Source organism: Asanoa iriomotensis (genome assembly GCF_016862515.1).
GTDB classification, from domain to species: domain Bacteria; phylum Actinomycetota; class Actinomycetes; order Mycobacteriales; family Micromonosporaceae; genus Asanoa; species Asanoa iriomotensis.
On record NZ_BONC01000087.1, the window covers coordinates 12,540 to 28,753 of the forward strand.

The following is a 16,214-nucleotide window of genomic DNA, read 5'->3' on the forward strand; positions in this document are numbered from 1 at the left end:
GATCGGGGACACTGCCGGCATGGCGGAAGGGCGGCGCACCCGGGTTGTGCTGGCTGACGTGCAGCCGCGGGTGCACGACCACGACCGCACCCGCGCCGAGCTGGCCGAGCAGACCCAGGTCGGCGAGGCGCTGGTCCGCGGCCTGGTGCGGGCGCAGCTCGCGCTCGCCCTGCGGCTGTCCCTGGTCGTCGCGATCGGCCTCGGCGGGCTGCCGCTGCTGTTCGCCGTCGCGCCCGAGGTCAGCACCGCCAAGGTCGCCGGCGTCGACCTGCCGTGGCTGCTGCTCGGCGTGGCCGCGTTCCCGTTCCTGGTCGTCGTCGGCTGGGCGTACGTCCGGCTCGCCGAGCGCAACGAGCAGGACTTCGTCGCCGTGGTCCGCCGGCCGGAGCGCTGAGTGGACAACCCGTACGTCGTGCCGGCCATCGTCGTGGTCACGCTCGTCACCGTCGCCATCGGCTTCTACGGCCTCAAGCTGGCCCGCACCACCTCCGACTTCCTGGTCGCGTCCCGCAGCGTCAGCCCGACCTGGAACGCGGCCGCGATCGGCGGCGAATACCTCTCCGCGGCGTCGTTCCTCGGCATCGCCGGGCTGATCCTCAAGTACGGCGTCGACGTGCTCTGGTACCCGGTCGGCTTCGCCGCCGGCTACCTCGCCCTGCTGCTGTTCGTCGCCGCTCCCCTGCGCCGCTCGGGCGCGTTCACCCTGCCCGACTTCTGCGAGCTGCGGCTCGGCTCGCGCCGCCTGCGCCGGCTGGCCACGGCGTTCGTGGTGTTCATCGGCTGGCTCTACCTCGTGCCACAGCTGCAGGGCGCCGGGCTGACGCTGACCACGGTGACCGGGCAGCCGTACGCGCTGGGTGCCCTGCTCGTCGGCGCCGTCGTCACCATCAACGTCGCGCTCGGCGGCATGCGGGCGATCACCTTCGTGCAGGCATTTCAATATTGGCTGAAGCTGACCGCGCTGCTCGTGCCCGCGATCTTCCTGCTCCTGCAGTGGCAGGCCGACGGCCGGCCGGCGGTGGCCGCACCGGGCGGGCCGGTGTTCCACTCGGCCACCAGCGTGGTGATCGAGCACGACGCCACGCTGACCTACCCGGACGGTGCCACGGTGGTGGTGCGGCCCGGCGAGCGGCTCGACTTCGCGGCCGGCGAGCCCGTGCCGGACGTGTCCACGGTCGACGACACCCGCGGGCCCGACTGGCTGCTGCCTGGCGACAGCGAGAAGGGCATGTTCGCCACCTACTCGCTGATTCTCGCCACGTTCCTGGGCACGATGGGCCTCCCGCACGTGCTCGTGCGCTTCTACACCAACCCCGACGGCAACGCCGCCAGACGTACGACGCTCGTGGTGCTCGCCCTGGTCGGGCTCTTCTACCTGCTGCCGACGTTGTACGGCGTGCTCGGCCGGGTCTACACACCTCAGCTCCTGATGACCGGCCGCACCGACGCCGTCGTCGTGCTGCTGCCCGGTGCCGCACTCGGCGGCGGCCTGACCGGCCAACTGCTCGCCGCGCTGGTCGCGGCCGGCGCCTTCGCCGCGTTCCTGTCCAGCTCGTCGGGCCTGCTCACGAGCGTCGCCGGAGTGATCTCCACCGACGTCATCGGCCGCGGGTCGGTGCGGGACTTCCGGCTGGCCACCGTCGTCGCCGGGGTCGCGCCGATCGTGCTGTCGCTGACCATCGAGACCCTCGACGTGTCGCAGGTGGTCGGGCTGGCGTTCGCGGTCGCCGCGTCCAGCTTCTGCCCACTGCTGGTGCTGGGCATCTGGTGGCGCGGGCTGACCGCGCGCGGTGCCGCGGCCGGCGTGCTCGCCGGCGGTGGCGGTGCCGGCGGCGCCGTGCTGCTCACCGTGCTCGGACCGCCGCTGTCGGGCTGGCCGGCCGCGCTGGTCAGCCAGCCGGCCGCGTGGACCGTGCCGCTGGCGTTCGCGGTGATGGTGGCGGTCTCGCTGGCCAGCCGCAGTCGGGTCCCGGCCGACGTCGGCGCGGTGATGCTGCGCCTGCACGCGCCGGAAAGCGTGGTCGCCGGTCCCGCGCGTCGGTGAACCCGACCGATACCGTCAAGGGGTGACGACGGTGAAGGACGATCGGTTCGCCCTCGTGTTGCGGGGATTGGCGAAGAGCTTCGACGGCAAGGTCGCGGTCGGCGGCGTGGACCTCGACGTGCCGGCGGGCTCGTTCTACGGGCTGCTCGGCCCCAACGGCGCCGGCAAGACGACGACCCTGTCCATGGCGGTCGGCCTGCTGCGCCCCGACCACGGCCGGGCGTGGGTGCTCGGCAACGAGGTCTGGACCGACCCGGTGGCGGCGAAGCGGCTCTTCGGCGTGCTGCCCGACGGCGTGCGGCTCTTCGACCGGCTCAGCGGCGCCGAGTTGCTCGCCTACCACGGCCTGCTGCGCGGGATGGACCCCGCGGTCGTCGACCAGCGCGCCCGGGAGTTGCTCGACGTGCTCGCCCTCGCCGACGCCGGCCGTACGCTCGTCGTCGACTACTCCGCCGGCATGAAGAAGAAGATCGGGCTGGCCTGCGCGCTGCTGCACGCGCCGCGGCTGCTCGTGCTCGACGAGCCGTTCGAGGCCGTCGACCCGGTCGCGGCCGCGCTGATCCGCGACATCCTCCAGCGGTACGTGGCCGGCGGCGGCACGGTCATCTTCTCCAGCCACGTGATGGCGGTGGTCGAGCGCCTCTGCACGCACGTGGCGATCCTCAGCGACGGCGTCATCAAGCGGGTCGGCACGCTGGCCGAGGTGTCCGGCGAGCGCTCGCTCGAAGACGTCTTCGTCGAGGTGGTCGGCGGGCGCACGGCGACCGGGCAGGAGCTGGCGTGGCTCTGACCGCCGCCGTCGAGACGGCGACCCGTCCGGTCACCCCTCGCCATTTCGTCCGGCTCAAGCTCCGCATCATGGGCAACGGCTTCCGCGGCCAGCCGCGGCGGGTGTTGCTGTTCGTCGGCGGCGTGCTGCTCGGGCTGTTCTACGCGCTCGCCGCTTTCGCCCTCGCCGCGGTGCCCGGTTTCACCGGCAACGCGCAGGCCGCGTACCTCGTGGCCGCACTCGGCGGCGGCGTGATCGCGGTGTCCTGGACGCTCGTGCCGCTGGTGTTCTTCGGCGTCGACGAGACCCTCGACCCGGCCCGCTTCGCGCTGCTGCCGGTGCGTCGCCGCACGCTGGTGACCGGGTTGCTGACCGCGGCGCTGATCGGCGTGCCCGCCGCGGCGACCCTGCTCGCGACCGCCGGGCTGGTGATTTCCGCGGGCGCGCTCGGCGGCCTCGGCGCCGCGCTGGTGCAGGCCGTCGGCGTGCTGCTCGGCCTGATCTTCTGCGTCGCGGTCAGCCGGGCGGTGACCAGCGCGTTCGCCACGCTGCTGCGGTCGCGGCGCACCCGGGACCTGGCCGCCGTGCTGCTCGCCGTGACCGCGGCGATGGTCGGTCCGCTGCAGATCGCGATCAACCGGGCCAGCGCCGACACCGACTGGCGGCGGTTCCTGCCGGCGGCCGACATCGTCGGGTGGACGCCGTTCGGTGCGCCGTACACGGCGGGCTTCGACGCCGCGGCCGGCGACTGGTGGGCGGCGCCGGCGAAGCTCGCGATCACCGCCCTGACGATCGTCGTGCTGCTCTGGTGGTGGTCGCACACGCTCGAGTCCGCGATGGTCGGCGCGGCCAGCACCGGCCGGGCCGCCCGGGTGACCGCCGCCGGCGCCCCCGTCGACCAGCTGTTCCCGCGGGTCCTGCGCTGGGCGCGGCGGGACCCGTTCGGTGCGGTCCTCGCCCGCGAGGTGCGCTACTGGTGGCGGGACGCCCGCCGGCGGGCCAACCTGATCTCGTTCGCGGTGGCCGCCCTGTTCGTGTCGGCGATGGTGAACTTCAGCGAGGCCATCTGGAGCGAGGAGCCGACCCGGGACGTGACCACGTCGCCGCTCACGTTCTCGCTCTCGATGATCTTCGTCGGCACGCTCGCGGCGGTGACGCTGGCCAACCAGTTCGGCTTCGACGGCACCGCGTACGCCGCCGACATCATCGCCGGGGTGCCGGGTCGCGTCCAGATCGCCGCCCGGGCCACCGCGTTCGCGGTCTACGTGCTCCCGCTCGTCGTGCTGATCGCGGTGATCATCGGTGTGCTGGTCGGCGAGCCGGGTTGGATCCCGCTCGCGCTCGGCACGCTGGTCGGCACGTTCGGCTGCGGGCTGGCGGTCAACTCGATGCTGTCGGTGGTCGGCGCCTACGCCCTGCCGGAGACCGCCAACCCGTTCGCCCTCAACACCGGCGCGGGCGTGGCCCGCGGCCTGCTGAGCCTGCTCGCGATGCTGGTCACCGTGGTGGTCGCGGTGCCGCTGCTGCTCGGCGCGCTGTTCGCCGGCGACGTCTGGCTCTGGCTCGCCCTGCCGTTCGGCCTGCTCTACGGCCTGGGCGCCGCCCGGCTGGGCAGCGTGATCGTCGGCGACGTGCTCGAGCGGCGGATGCCGGAGCTGCTCCTCACCATCACCCCCCGTCGCTAGGGTCGACGGGTGAACCCGATCGAGCCCGGCGCGCACATCCACGGCACCGACCCGTTCGCCACCCCGGAGGGCTCCCGCTCGCCGATCCGCCGGTTCCGCGGCCGCCTGGCCTCGCCGGTGACGCTCTGGACGGCGCCGGGGCCGGCGGGACTCACGGTCTCGTCCACGCTGGTCGTCGACGGCGACCCGGGCCGACTGCTCGGCGTCGTCGACGACGAGTCGGACCTGTGGACCGCGCTGTCCGCGGCGGGCCGGTTCGCCGTCGCGCCGCTGGGCCCCGACCACCGCCAACTCGCCGACCGCTTCGCCGGCCTGATGCCCGCACCCGGCGGGTTGTTCCAGACCGGTTCGTGGACGGAGACGCCGTTCGGCCCGGTGCCGGCCGACGCGGGCGCCTGGGTCGGCTGCCGCCTCGACGGCGCCCGCGAGCTCGGCTGGGGCTTGCTGGTCGAGGCCACCATCGAGCGGGTGGAGGTCCTCGGCGAGGTGCCACCGCTGATCCACTACCGCGGTCGATATCTGGCCGGCTGACGCAACCGGCGCCGGAGGTCAGCTGTGTCCTCTCCAGAAACGGGGAGGCAGCCTATGGAAGCGTTACGGGTGTCCAAACCCGACAGTGGCGCGGACACGTTCGACTCGTTCTACGCGGCGCACTTCAACCGCCTCATGATCCAGTTGTACGCGTACACGGCAGACGTGTCGGCCGCACAGGACGCGGTGCAGGAGGCGTTCACCCGGGCGTGGCCGCGCTGGGACCGGCTGGTCACCTACGACGAGCCGGCGGCCTGGGTGCGCCGGGTGGCGCTGAACGTGGCCGCCAACCGGTGGCGCCGGGTCCAGGCGGCCCGCGCGCATGCCCGCCACCACCGCGAAGAGGCCGTGGACCCGCCTAGCCCGGACCGGGTCGCGCTGGCCCGCGCGCTCAGGACGCTGCCGGAGAAGCAGCGGCGAGCGATCGTCCTCTTCCACATCGCCGACCTGTCGATCGCCGCCATCGCCACGGAGGAAGGCGTACCCGAAGGCACGGTCAAGGCGTGGCTGCATCGTGGCCGGGCCGCTCTGGCCACCCTGCTGACCGACGAGGAGGGTCGCCGTGGATGAGCAGCACCTCGACGACATGTTCGACCGCTTCCGGTCCGGCCCGCCACTGACCGTCCCGGCCGGGGCCGGCGCCGCCCGGCAGTCGTTTCGGCAGCGCCGGCGGGGACGCCTGGCGGCCGGCTGCGTGGTGGCCGCCCTCGGGGTCGGCGTGCCTTCGGTCGCGTTCGCGGCCGGGGCGTTCGACCGGACCCCGCGCCCGCCGGTGGTGACCACCGCACCGACGACACCCGCCCGTCCGACGCCGCCGTCGACGACGCCACCCCCGACCACGCCCGGCGCCAAACCGACGACCGAGAAGCCGGTCGAACCGACCACCGTGCCGAGGGCCGCGATGCTCCGCGCGAGCGACCTGCCGGCGGGCTTCGAGTACAGGGGCGGTGGCGACTTCTTGGGCGGCGACTGGACGCTCGCCTTCATCGCGTCGCAATGCCGCGACCGGCGGTTGCCGGACCCCGAGCCGGGCGACGGCCCCAAGCGCAATGCGGCGTTCGCGCACGACAGCGAGGGGAGTGTGCTCCAGCGCGTTAGCCGGATGCCGACGCCGGCAGCCGCTCGAGACTGGATCGACGGTCTCCCCGATCGAATCAGCGGCGACTGCGGGGGAATACGGTTCACCGTCGTCGACACCGACTTCGCCGGTGCGGACGCCGTCCTCATCCGAAGCGAGAGCGACGCGGGAGGATCCGACTTCCTCCTGTTCGTCAGGCAGGGACCGTTGGTTACCCAGATTTCGACCTGGAGCGGCGCCGACCTCGGCGCGTTGCGAGACATCGCCCAAGCCGCCGCGCAGCGGCTCTGCGCCGGCACCACCAGTTGCTAGCGGCGAGACATCGGCGCCGTTCAACGGCGTGACGCGGGTCACTCGGCGCAGCCATCCGTCCGTTCGGCGCAGGTGGCTGCGACCGCCGCGCTGGGGGTTCCGGGGTTCACCGTGCCGTTCCTACCGTGCGGCATTCAGCCCTGTCCCGACGCCCCTGGCGAAGGTGGTGACACATGAGTACGGAGGCGAGAGACACCGCTCCCACGGAGACCCCCGAGGATCGGTATCTGGCCATGCAGCGTTCCCCGGAGTTCGGCAAACTACGCAAGTCGTTCCGCGGCTTCGTGTTCCCGATGACCGTGGCGTTCTTCGTCTGGTACGCGCTTTACGTGATCCTTTCGGCGTACGCGCGCGACTTCATGAGCATCCGGATCGGCGGCAGCCACATCAACGTGGCGCTGATCTTCGGGTTGCTCCAGTTCGTCTCGACCTTCCTGATCGCGTGGCTCTACGCGCGCTACGCGAGCCAGAAGGTCGACCCGCTCGCCGACGAGATCCACGCGGAGTTGGGGGAGGTGTCGCCTGATGAGGGTCCTCGCGGCTGAGGCGGCCACGGGCGGGAGCACCGCCCGTACACTCACGATCATCCTGTTCCTGGTCTTCGTGGCCTTCACGCTGGCGATCACCGTGTGGGCCAGCCGGCAGACCAAGACCGCGACCGACTTCTACGCCGGCGGCCGCTCGTTCTCGGGCTTCCAGAACGGCATGGCGATCGGTGGCGACTACATGTCGGCGGCGTCGTTCCTCGGCATCGCCGGCATCATCGCCCTCAACGGCTACGACGGGTTCCTCTACTCGATCGGCTTCCTGGTCGCGTGGCTCGTCGCGCTGCTGCTGGTCGCCGAGCTGCTGCGGAACTCCGGCCGCTACACGATGGCGGACGTGCTCGCGTTCCGGATGCGGCAGAAGCCGGTCCGCACCGCGGCGGCGGTCTCCACCATCACCGTGTCGATCTTCTACCTGCTGGCCCAGATGGTGGGCGCCGGTGCGCTGGTCGCGCTGCTGCTCGGCATCAAGCCCGGCTCGACCTTCATGGGCATGGACGCGAACGCGGCCAAGATCGCCACGATCGTGCTGGTCGGCGCGCTGATGATCATCTACGTGACGGTCGGCGGCATGAAGGGCACCACGTACGTCCAGATCGTCAAGGCGTTCCTGCTGATGACCGGCGCGCTGCTGATGACGATCCTGGTGCTCGCGGTCTTCAAGTTCAACCTCTCGTCGCTGCTCGGTGACGCGGCGCAGTCGTCCGGCAAGGGCGAGGCGTTCCTCGAACCCGGGTTGCGCTACGGCGTCGAAGTGGCCGGCAACGCGACGCAGACGTTCTACAACAAGATGGACCTGCTGTCGCTCGGCATCGCGCTGGTGCTCGGCACCGCCGGCCTGCCGCACATCCTGATCCGCTTCTACACGGTGCCGACCGCGCGGGCGGCCCGTAAGAGCGTGCTCTGGGCGATCGGCATCATCGGCACGTTCTACCTGTTCACGCTGGCCCTGGGCTTCGGTGCCGCGGCGCTGGTCGGCAGTCAGGCGATCACCGCACAGGACCGGGCGGGCAATACGGCCGCACCACAGTTGGCCGCCGAACTCGGGCGGCGGTTCCTGGGCGGCGAGGTCGGCAGCGCGACCCTGCTGGCGATCATCGCGGCGGTGGCGTTCGCGACGATCCTCGCCGTGGTCGCCGGCCTCACGCTGGCGTCGTCGTCGAGCCTCGCGCACGACTTCTACGCCAACGTGATCAAGGACGGCCAGGCCTCGGAGCGCCAGGAGGTGAACGTCGCCCGGATCTCCGCCCTGGTGATCGGCGCGGTCGCGATCCTGCTGTCGATCTTCGCGCAGAACCTCAACGTGGCGTTCCTGGTCGCGCTGGCGTTCGCGGTCGCCGCCTCCGGCAACCTGCCGGCGATCCTGTACAGCCTGTTCTGGAAGCGGTTCAACACGTCCGGTGCGGTTTGGGCGATCTACGGTGGTCTGATCTCAGCAGTGGTGCTGGTGTTCTTCTCGCCGGTCGTCTCGGGCTCCGCCACCGCGATGTTCTCGAAGTCGGACTGGCAGTGGTTCCCGCTGTCCAACCCGGGTCTGATCTCGATCCCGTTCGGCTTCTTCTGCGGCTGGCTCGGCACGGTCCTGTCCAAGGAGCGCGACGACGCCAAGTACGCGGAGCTCGAAGTCCGTTCCCTGACCGGCTCGGGCGCACACTAGCCTCCGGCGAGTCGGTCACGCGGGCCCCGGCGGCGGCACACCGCCGGGGCCCTTGGGCAACCCGGGGCCTGTCGGACATCCGGTCGATCGGTAGTCTGGCCTCATGGTGGTTGCCCAACGCTTCGGAGCTGGTCATCGCATCCTCGTGACGGGGGGTGCCGGTTTCGTCCCGTCCCACCTGATCGATGTGCTGATCGCCCGTGGGTGCACCGTCGTGGCCGTCGACAACTTCGTGACCGGATCCAAGGAAAACGTCGCCCATCTGGTCGACAACCCCCTGTTCACGCTGGTCGAGGCCGACATCGCCGACGGGTTGCCGACCCACCACCCGTCGATGGCCGGCCGGTTCGACGCGATCCTGCACATGGCGTCGCCCGCGAGCCCCAAGGACTTCACCACCCTGCCGATCGAGATCCTCCGAGTCGGTTCGATCGCCACGCTCCACCTGCTCGACCGCGCGGTCACCGACGGTGCCCGGTTCCTGATGGCGTCCACGTCCGAGGCCTACGGCGACCCGCTGGTGCACCCGCAGGTCGAGACCTACTGGGGCAACGTCAACCCGATCGGCATCCGCAGCGTCTACGACGAGGCCAAGCGCTTCTCCGAAGCGTCCACCATGGCCTACCACCGCTACCGCGGGCTCGACGCGGCGATCGTGCGGATCTTCAACACCTACGGCCCGCGCATGCGGCCCGACGACGGCCGGGCGATCCCGACGTTCATCTCGCAGGCGCTGCGCGGCGAGCCGATCACCGTGCACGGCAACGGTGCGCAGACCCGGTCCATCTGCTACGTCGACGACCTGGTCCGCGGCATTCTGCTGCTGCTCGACTCCACCGAGGTCGGCCCGATCAACTGCGGCACCGAGCACGAGATGTCGATGCGCGAGCTGGCCGAGACGATCGTGCGGCTGACTGGCAGTGCGTCCACGGTGACCTTCACGACCCGCGGCGCGGACGACCCCGAGATGCGCCGGCCCGATCTGACGCTGGCGCGCACCAAGCTCGGCTTCGCACCGACGGTGTCTCCTGAGGACGGCCTCCGCCGCACCATCGACGACTTCCAGCGCCGCGCCGTTTAACCAAACGCCCAGGTCAACGCGAATTTTTTAGGTACTAAGTTCGTGCCGTGCCGGCGTTGGTTGTGAGCCGCGCCTAGGTTTGCTTCGTACTCTGGGTGACATGTCTGCGACCACGTCATCGTCCGGCGGCACCTACGGCCGCGCCTCGGTGCCCGGCCGCGGGGCCAGCACCCCGGTGTCGGGCGCGCCGAGCGGCACCCGCATCAGCGGCCGGGCTGTCGTGCCAGGAGCGCGCACCGAGACCCGTCCCCGCGTCGCCGGCGGGCCCGGTGGCCCCGGCGGTCCGCGCGGGCCGCGTCGCCCGGGCGCGCCGTACCGGAAGGGGCCGCAGCCCAAGTGGGGCCGGATCGCTCTGGTCGCGGTCGCCGGCCTGGTGGTGCTCGGCCTGCTCGGCGCCGGCGGCACGTGGATCTACGTGCGGGCACTCAACGGCAACATCGGCCGCACCGACCCGTTCTCGGAGCTCACCGACGGCCGGCCGGCGAAGACCACCACCGGCGCCCTCAACATCCTGATGGTCGGCACGGACTCCCGGGACCCGGACGCCGCGCTCGACAAGGCGGGCCAGTGGCGGGCCGACACGATCATCGTGATGCACATCCCGGCCTCGCAGGACAAGGCGTACCTCGTCTCGATCCCCCGCGACCTCTACGTGCCGGTGCCGAAGTCGGCCAAGGCGCAGTGCTCCGACTCCGAGCGGCACAAGGTCAACGCCGCGTTCGCGTTCGGCGGTCTGCCGTTGGCCGTGCGTACCGTCGAATGCTTCACCGACGTCCGGATGGACCACGTCATGGCGATCGACTTCGCCGGCTTCAAGGAGGTCACCGACGCGCTCGGGGGTGTCGACCTCAAGGTGGAGCGGACCATCAAGTCGATACACAAGCCGTACCGGACGTTCAAGAAGGGCCTCAACCACATGAACGGCGACGAGGCGCTCGACTGGGTCCGCCAGCGCAAGCAGTTCCCCGACGGCGACTTCGCCCGGATGCGGCACCAGCAGGAGTTCCTGCGGGCGCTGATGGACAAGGCGGCGAGCACGGGCACGCTGACCAACCCCGGCAAGCTCAACAGCTTCCTCAAGGCGGTCACCAACGCCGTCACCGTCGACGAGAAGTTCTCGTTGGTCGACATGGCGCTGCAGTTCCGCAACCTGCGCGGCGAGAACCTGCAGTTCCTGACCAGCCCCTACAGCGGCAGCCAGACCATCGGCGGCGAATCGGTGGTCGTCTCCGACCGGACCAAGGCGCTGGCGATGTACAAAGCGATGACCGAGGACAAGATGGCCGACTGGGTGGCGACCAACAAGAAGTAACACCAGCACCTATCCGGACGAACGACAAGGCTGGCCCTGGCCCGACATATCCGACTTAAGCTGACGCTACGGCGAGGCGGCGGGAGGGGCCATCAGCTCGGGACGCAAAGGGGAGCAGCGGCCGCGCGCACCTGGGGGTGCGCCGGCCGGGCGGCCACGCTGGGCCAAGATCTTCATCGTCGTGGGCCTCGCGCTGGCCATCGTGGCCGGGCTCAGCCTCGGCGGGCTCAAGCTCGTGACGGAGCGGCTCGACAGCGCGCTCAAGAAGGCCGACCTGCTCGACTCGGGCGCCCGCACCGGCAGCGGTGGCCTGCACGGGCCGCTCAACTACCTGTTGATCGGCTCGGACGAACGGGACGCGAACCCCAGTGCGGGGCATCGCGCCGATTCCATCGTCATAGTGAACATACCGGCCGGGCTCGACAAGGCTTACCTGATCTCGATACCGCGCGACCTGCGGGTCACCATCCCGGCGTACCCGCCAACGGGTTACAAAGGCGGCCAGGACAAGATCAATGCCGCTTTCCAGTACGGCGGAGCCGACGGCGCCAAGCTCCTCTCCTCGACCGTCACGAACCTCACCGGCGTGCGTTTCGACGGCGCCGCGATCGTCAACTTCACCGGCTTCAAGCGCGTGGTCGACCTGCTCGGTGGCGTCAATGTCTGCGTCGACCAGCAGGTCACCTCCATCCACACGGGTCACGTCTTCCCCGTGGGCTGCTATGCGATGAACGGCGCGGAGTCGCTCGACTACGCCCGCCAGCGCTACGGACTCCCCCGCGGCGACTACGACCGCCAGCGCCACCAGCAGCAGATCCTGAAGGCCATCGCGCAGAAGCTCACCGATCCGGCGGTGCTGGCCAACCCGCTCAAGCTCGACCAGACCGTCCGCGCCATCGGCGCGACGATGACCGTCGACACGAACGGCGTACCCCTGAATGACCTGGTCTTCTCGCTCCGCAACATGCGGGCCGAGAACGTGTCGGGCATCCGCCTGCCCTCCGGCGGCACCCAGATCAACGGGATCTCCTACAACGTCCTCGGCCCGGACGCGGACGGCCTGTTCAAGGCCATCCGCGAGGGCGACGTCGCCGCCTGGGCAGCCGCCAACCCCCGGTGGGTGAACGCCATTTAGGCTGGGTGCGTGTGGAGACCGCAACCGGTGCCGTGGGTGAGTGCGCAGGACGTCCCCGATGACGCCTACCTGCTGGACGTCCGCGAGGACGACGAGTGGATGGCCGGGCACGCCCCGGGCGCGCACCACGTGCCGATGATGGAGGTGCCGGCCCGGTTGGCCGACGTGCCGACCGACGCCGACGTGGTGGTCGTGTGCCGGATGGGTGGCCGTTCGGCACAGGTCGTGACCTATCTGAGCAAGCAGGGCTGGGACAACGTGCGCAACCTCGAGGGCGGCATGGAGGCCTGGCAGTCGGCCGGCCGTCCGATGGTGAGCGAAGACGGCCAGCCCGCCCGCGTGGTCTGATCCGTTGGGCGAGTCGCCGTTGATCTTCGCGCACCGCGGTTCGTCCGCGGTGCTGCCGGAGCACACGCTCCCCGCCTACCAGAAGGCGATCGAGGAAGGCGCCGACGGCGTCGAGTGCGACGTCCGGCTGACCCGCGACGGCCACCTGGTCTGCGTGCACGACCGGCGGCTCGACCGCACCAGCAACGGCAAGGGCCGGGTCAGCCGGCACACGCTGGCCGAGCTGGACACGCTCGAGTTCGGCAGCTGGTCCAGCCGCACGGGCACCGACGTCCCGGCGGACCCCGACCGGGCCCGGCTGCTCACCCTCGACCGGCTGCTCGGCATGGTCCGCGACGCGGGCCGCGAGCTGCAGGTGCTGATCGAGACCAAGCACCCGACCCACCACGGCGGCGACGTCGAGCGCGCGCTGGCCGCACTGCTCCGCCGGCACGGTCTGGACCAGCCCCGGGACAGCGAGAAGGTGGCGGTCACGGTGATGTCGTTCTCGGCGCTGGCCGTGCGCCGCATGCGCGAGCTGGCTCCGGGGCTGCCGACCGCGCTGCTGATGGAGCTGCTGCCCTCGGCGCTGCGCGGCACCCTGCCCTTCGGCGCCCGGATCGCCGGACCCGGCCTCCACCTGGTCAAGGCCCGGCCCAGACTGGTCCGCACCCTGCAGGCGGCCGGCAACAAGGTCTACGTGTGGACGGCCAACGAGGCCGACGAGATCGACTTCCTGGTCGACCTGGGCGTCGACGGCATCATCACCGACCGGCCCGCGTTCGTGCTCCAGCACATCGGCCGCTGATTCGGCCCTTTTCGTTACGCGTCGGGTTGGGCACACTCGGGACGTGCCCGCGCGACCGGACTATGCCGCCTTCATCGCCGGCCATGCCGAGGTGATCGAACGGATCAACTCCGGTGAGGCCGGGCTGCCGATCCTCGGCGTCGTGCTGCGGCTCGCACAGTCGGCGCTGGGTGCCGCGGGCATGACCTTCGCGGAGTTCGGGCCGTCCGGCGGCCGGATCGTCGCCGCGACCGGCGCGGCCGAGTGGGCGCTGGGCCGCCCGGTCGACAAGGGGTCACCGACGACGAAGCGGCTGCTCACCGGGTTGCGCACCCAGGTGATCTCGCTGAACCGGATCGAGGGGCAGTTCCCGGAACAGGCGACCGGCCACGGCCTGCACACGATGCTGGTCACCCGGGCGATCCTGGGCGACATCGTGGTCGGCAGCCTGCAGGCGCTCTACCGCGAGGTCGAGGACCTGCCCACCATCGAGCACCACACGCTGATCGAGTTCGTCGCCACCAACCTGGCACACATGTACGGCCACCAGGTCGGCCTGCCCGTGCACGGCGACGGCCCCGTCGTGGCGGCCCTCGCCGACGGCTTGGCGATCATCGACTACGACCGCAAGGTGCGGCTGTGGAACCCGGCCGCCGAGGAGGTCACCGGGCTCAGCACCGCCGACGTGCTCAACGCGACGCTGCCGTTCCCGATCCCGGTGCTCGGCCAGACGCTCGACCACCGCCTCGCCGACGGCCGCTGGCTGAAGATCACCGCGAGCGAGCTGACCGGCACCGTCGACTCGATCGTCGTCACCTTCCGCGACATCAGCGACCAGCACCGCCGCGACGGCGACCGTGACCTGTTCGTCGCCCTGACCAGCCACGAGCTGCGCACCCCGGTCACGGTGATCAAGGGGTACGCCGACACGCTGAACAGCCACTGGGACGAGCTGCCCGAGTACGAGCGCCGCCACGCCACCGACGTGATCGGGCAGCGCGCCGGCGAGCTGGCCAAGCTGGTCGACCGGCTGCTCTCCGCGGCCGACCAGAGCGGCCCGACCACCGGCTCCCCGCCCACGCCGTTCGACCTGGTCGAGGCGCTCCGGGTGGCCGAACGCGACCTGCCCACCGCGTTGCGCCGCCGCCTGCTGGTCCGGCTCCCGGTCGACCTGCCCAAGGCGATCGGCGACCGCAGCACGATCACCACGATCCTGACCGAGCTGGTGACCAACGCCGACAAGTACAGCGGCGACGGCACGGTGATCGAGCTGACCGCGCACAGTGACGAGCGCACCGTGGTGTTCCGTGTTTCCGATCGAGGCATCGGGGTACGTCCCGAGCATGTGGAGCGCGCGTTCGACCGGTTCTGGCAGGCCGAGTCGGGCGACCGGCGGCGGTTCCCAGGCGCTGGTTTAGGGCTTTACCTGGTACGAAGGGTCATAGAGCGACAGAACGGATGGGTGTCACTCCGTCCACGGGACGGCGGCGGCACCGTCGCGGAGGTCCGGCTCCCCCGCGGCTGACGCGTGGGGCCGGCACATGGAGGCGGGAGTGGCGACGGCGGTGGCCGAGCGGTCCTGGCACGTGGTGGTGCCGCACCATGCCCGCGGCGCGCGCGCCGCGCGACACCGGCTGACCACCGAGCTGGCCGGCACGGTGCCCGACGAGCTGCTCGCCGACGTGATCGCCGTGACCGGTGAGCTCGTGGTCAACGCGGTCCGGCACGCCCGGCCCCTGCCCGGTGACGTCATCCGGGTGGCCTGGAGCGTCACCCCGGCCGGGGTGGTCCAGGTGCGGGTGACCGACGGCGGCGGCCGCCTGCGTCCCAACCCGCGCCAGGCGGGTCCGCAGGCGCTCGACGGGCGAGGCCTGCAGATCGTCGGTGCGCTGGCGAACCGCTGGGGTGTCGAGCACGACAACCGCGGCCAGAGCGTCTGGGCCGAGCTAGGTGAGCACTCGCACTCCCTGGCGTGAAACGCCACCCCGCGACCGCCCGGCTACGCCGGGGTGGCAATAGGCTGTCTCCCCATGAGTAAGAAGCGCCGGATCAAGAACGACGGCACCCCCAAGCGGGAGAAGACCCCCGACATGTTCTCGGCGCGCCCCTTCGAGGGCCTCGCCGACGAGGTCGAGTGGATCGCCCTGCGCGAGCTGGTCCCGGCCGCGTCCGCGCCGCTGACGCTCGCGCCGGAGCTGGTCAAGGAGTTCGGCGACCGCCCGGTCACCCTCGCCACCGTCCTGCCCATGGCCTGGCCGGCGATGACCAAGCCGGACGGCCGGATCTTCCTGGGCCTCCAGCGGCACGTGCAGTCCGGCGACGTCTCCCGGGACCTCGCGGTGGCCCTGGTGCGGGCGCTGCAGACCAACCCGGGCAGCCCGGTCTCGGTGCCGGCGCACGCCGGTGTCGGCCCGCGGCTCCAGGATCTGATCGTCGACGGCCCGCTGGACATCACGCTGCACGACGGCTTCGAGTTCTGGCTCGACGACGACGCCGGTGACGACGCCAACGTCAAGGCGTCGCTCGAACGGGCGAACGCCTCGATCTACCCGACGGTGCGGCTGGCCGCGGCCAAGGCCGCGTACTGGTGCCGGGTCCCGGACCGCGGCCACATCCGCTGGGTGCTCCCGGACGGCGAGGACGCCGCGCTGGGCGCCCTGGCCCGCCTGTCGGCCGGCGGCGACCTGCTGCTCGGCGAGGGCACCAAGTTCGCCGGCATGTTCCGCGCGCACGGCCTGCTGGTGCCGGTCTGGGACATCCCGCGCGACCCGGAGGCGGCCGAGTGGGAGGCGCCGCTGGCCGCCTTCGCCAAGCGCTACCAGGACGCGCTCGCGGACACCTCCCCGCTCGACGCGGCCGCCCGCCGCTCCCGCCAGGGCCTCGTCGGCCGCCAGCTCACCCTGCGCTGACGCCAAGGGTCTGTATCGAGGTGCTGACCGGGCTGCGGCGGA

General features: G+C 71.4%; 17 protein-coding genes. All 17 read left to right on the forward strand.

What is annotated here, in order from left to right:
- Positions 1-19: 19 nt before the first annotated feature.
- The 17 genes from Air01nite_RS36110 (at position 20) to Air01nite_RS36190 (ending at position 16,172) form a co-directional block, all read left to right on the forward strand.
- Complete coding sequence (locus Air01nite_RS36110; RefSeq protein WP_203707890.1) at positions 20-394, forward strand: DUF485 domain-containing protein; 375 nt, start codon at positions 20-22, stop codon at positions 392-394.
- Entirely contained in the window at positions 395-2,044 is a 1,650-nt protein-coding gene (locus Air01nite_RS36115) for a sodium/solute symporter (RefSeq protein ID WP_203707891.1), read from the forward strand.
- A gap of 31 nt (positions 2,045-2,075) precedes the next feature.
- Positions 2,076-2,834 carry an ABC transporter ATP-binding protein gene (locus tag Air01nite_RS36120; protein ID WP_203707905.1) on the forward strand — a complete coding sequence of 253 codons (759 nt, stop codon included), beginning with the start codon at positions 2,076-2,078 and terminating at the stop codon, positions 2,832-2,834.
- Entirely contained in the window at positions 2,825-4,498 is a 1,674-nt protein-coding gene (locus tag Air01nite_RS36125; protein WP_203707892.1) for an ABC transporter permease, read from the forward strand. Before Air01nite_RS36120 ends, Air01nite_RS36125 begins: the two co-directional genes overlap by 10 nt.
- A gap of 9 nt (positions 4,499-4,507) precedes the next feature.
- Entirely contained in the window at positions 4,508-5,029 is a 522-nt protein-coding gene (locus Air01nite_RS36130; RefSeq protein ID WP_203707893.1) for a flavin reductase family protein, read from the forward strand.
- A 54-nt stretch (positions 5,030-5,083) separates the two neighbouring features.
- Positions 5,084-5,599 (forward strand): SigE family RNA polymerase sigma factor, encoded by a 516-nt coding sequence (locus tag Air01nite_RS36135; RefSeq protein WP_203707894.1) that lies wholly within the window; start codon positions 5,084-5,086, stop codon positions 5,597-5,599.
- Complete coding sequence (locus Air01nite_RS36140; RefSeq protein WP_203707895.1) at positions 5,592-6,419, forward strand: hypothetical protein; 828 nt, start codon at positions 5,592-5,594, stop codon at positions 6,417-6,419. The genes Air01nite_RS36135 and Air01nite_RS36140 overlap by 8 nt, the downstream gene beginning before the upstream one ends.
- A 173-nt stretch (positions 6,420-6,592) precedes the next feature.
- The gene (locus tag Air01nite_RS36145; RefSeq protein ID WP_203707896.1) at positions 6,593-6,964 is read left to right on the forward strand and encodes a DUF485 domain-containing protein; all 372 of its coding nucleotides are present in this window, start codon (positions 6,593-6,595) and stop codon (positions 6,962-6,964) included.
- Entirely contained in the window at positions 6,942-8,621 is a 1,680-nt protein-coding gene (locus Air01nite_RS36150) for a monocarboxylic acid transporter (RefSeq protein ID WP_203707906.1), read from the forward strand. Before Air01nite_RS36145 ends, Air01nite_RS36150 begins: the two co-directional genes overlap by 23 nt.
- Before the next feature lie 103 nt (positions 8,622-8,724).
- Positions 8,725-9,702 carry an NAD-dependent epimerase/dehydratase family protein gene (locus Air01nite_RS36155; RefSeq protein ID WP_203707897.1) on the forward strand — a complete coding sequence of 326 codons (978 nt, stop codon included), beginning with the start codon at positions 8,725-8,727 and terminating at the stop codon, positions 9,700-9,702.
- Between the two features lie 100 nt (positions 9,703-9,802).
- A complete protein-coding gene (locus Air01nite_RS36160; protein WP_203707898.1) occupies positions 9,803-11,014 on the forward strand; it encodes an LCP family protein in 1,212 nt (403 codons plus the stop codon).
- Positions 11,015-11,195: 181 nt separating this feature from the next.
- Positions 11,196-12,149: an LCP family protein gene (locus Air01nite_RS36165; protein ID WP_239091209.1), complete on the forward strand. Its 954-nt coding sequence runs from the start codon at positions 11,196-11,198 to the stop codon at positions 12,147-12,149.
- Positions 12,150-12,158: 9 nt separating this feature from the next.
- Entirely contained in the window at positions 12,159-12,497 is a 339-nt protein-coding gene (locus Air01nite_RS36170) for a rhodanese-like domain-containing protein (RefSeq protein ID WP_203707899.1), read from the forward strand.
- Positions 12,498-12,501: 4 nt separating this feature from the next.
- Entirely contained in the window at positions 12,502-13,284 is a 783-nt protein-coding gene (locus Air01nite_RS36175) for a glycerophosphodiester phosphodiesterase (protein ID WP_203707900.1), read from the forward strand.
- A gap of 43 nt (positions 13,285-13,327) precedes the next feature.
- Entirely contained in the window at positions 13,328-14,788 is a 1,461-nt protein-coding gene (locus Air01nite_RS36180) for a sensor histidine kinase (protein WP_203707901.1), read from the forward strand.
- A 28-nt stretch (positions 14,789-14,816) separates the two neighbouring features.
- The gene (locus tag Air01nite_RS36185; protein WP_239091210.1) at positions 14,817-15,239 is read left to right on the forward strand and encodes an ATP-binding protein; all 423 of its coding nucleotides are present in this window, start codon (positions 14,817-14,819) and stop codon (positions 15,237-15,239) included.
- A gap of 54 nt (positions 15,240-15,293) precedes the next feature.
- Positions 15,294-16,172, forward strand: coding sequence for a DUF5926 family protein (locus Air01nite_RS36190; RefSeq protein ID WP_203707903.1), 879 nt, complete (start codon positions 15,294-15,296; stop codon positions 16,170-16,172).
- Positions 16,173-16,214 lie beyond the last annotated feature (42 nt).

Excerpts from the sequence above, each read along its gene's own strand:
- Air01nite_RS36145 (WP_203707896.1), top strand. The coding sequence starts at position 6,593 with ATGAGTACGGAGGCGAGAGACACCGCTCCCACGGAGACCCCCGAGGAT.
- Air01nite_RS36160 (WP_203707898.1), top strand. The coding sequence starts at position 9,803 with ATGTCTGCGACCACGTCATCGTCCGGCGGCACCTACGGCCGCGCCTCG.
- Air01nite_RS36155 (WP_203707897.1), top strand. The coding sequence starts at position 8,725 with ATGGTGGTTGCCCAACGCTTCGGAGCTGGTCATCGCATCCTCGTGACG.
- Air01nite_RS36110 (WP_203707890.1), top strand. The coding sequence starts at position 20 with ATGGCGGAAGGGCGGCGCACCCGGGTTGTGCTGGCTGACGTGCAGCCG.
- Air01nite_RS36190 (WP_203707903.1), top strand. The coding sequence starts at position 15,294 with ATGAGTAAGAAGCGCCGGATCAAGAACGACGGCACCCCCAAGCGGGAG.
- Air01nite_RS36135 (WP_203707894.1), top strand. The coding sequence starts at position 5,084 with ATGGAAGCGTTACGGGTGTCCAAACCCGACAGTGGCGCGGACACGTTC.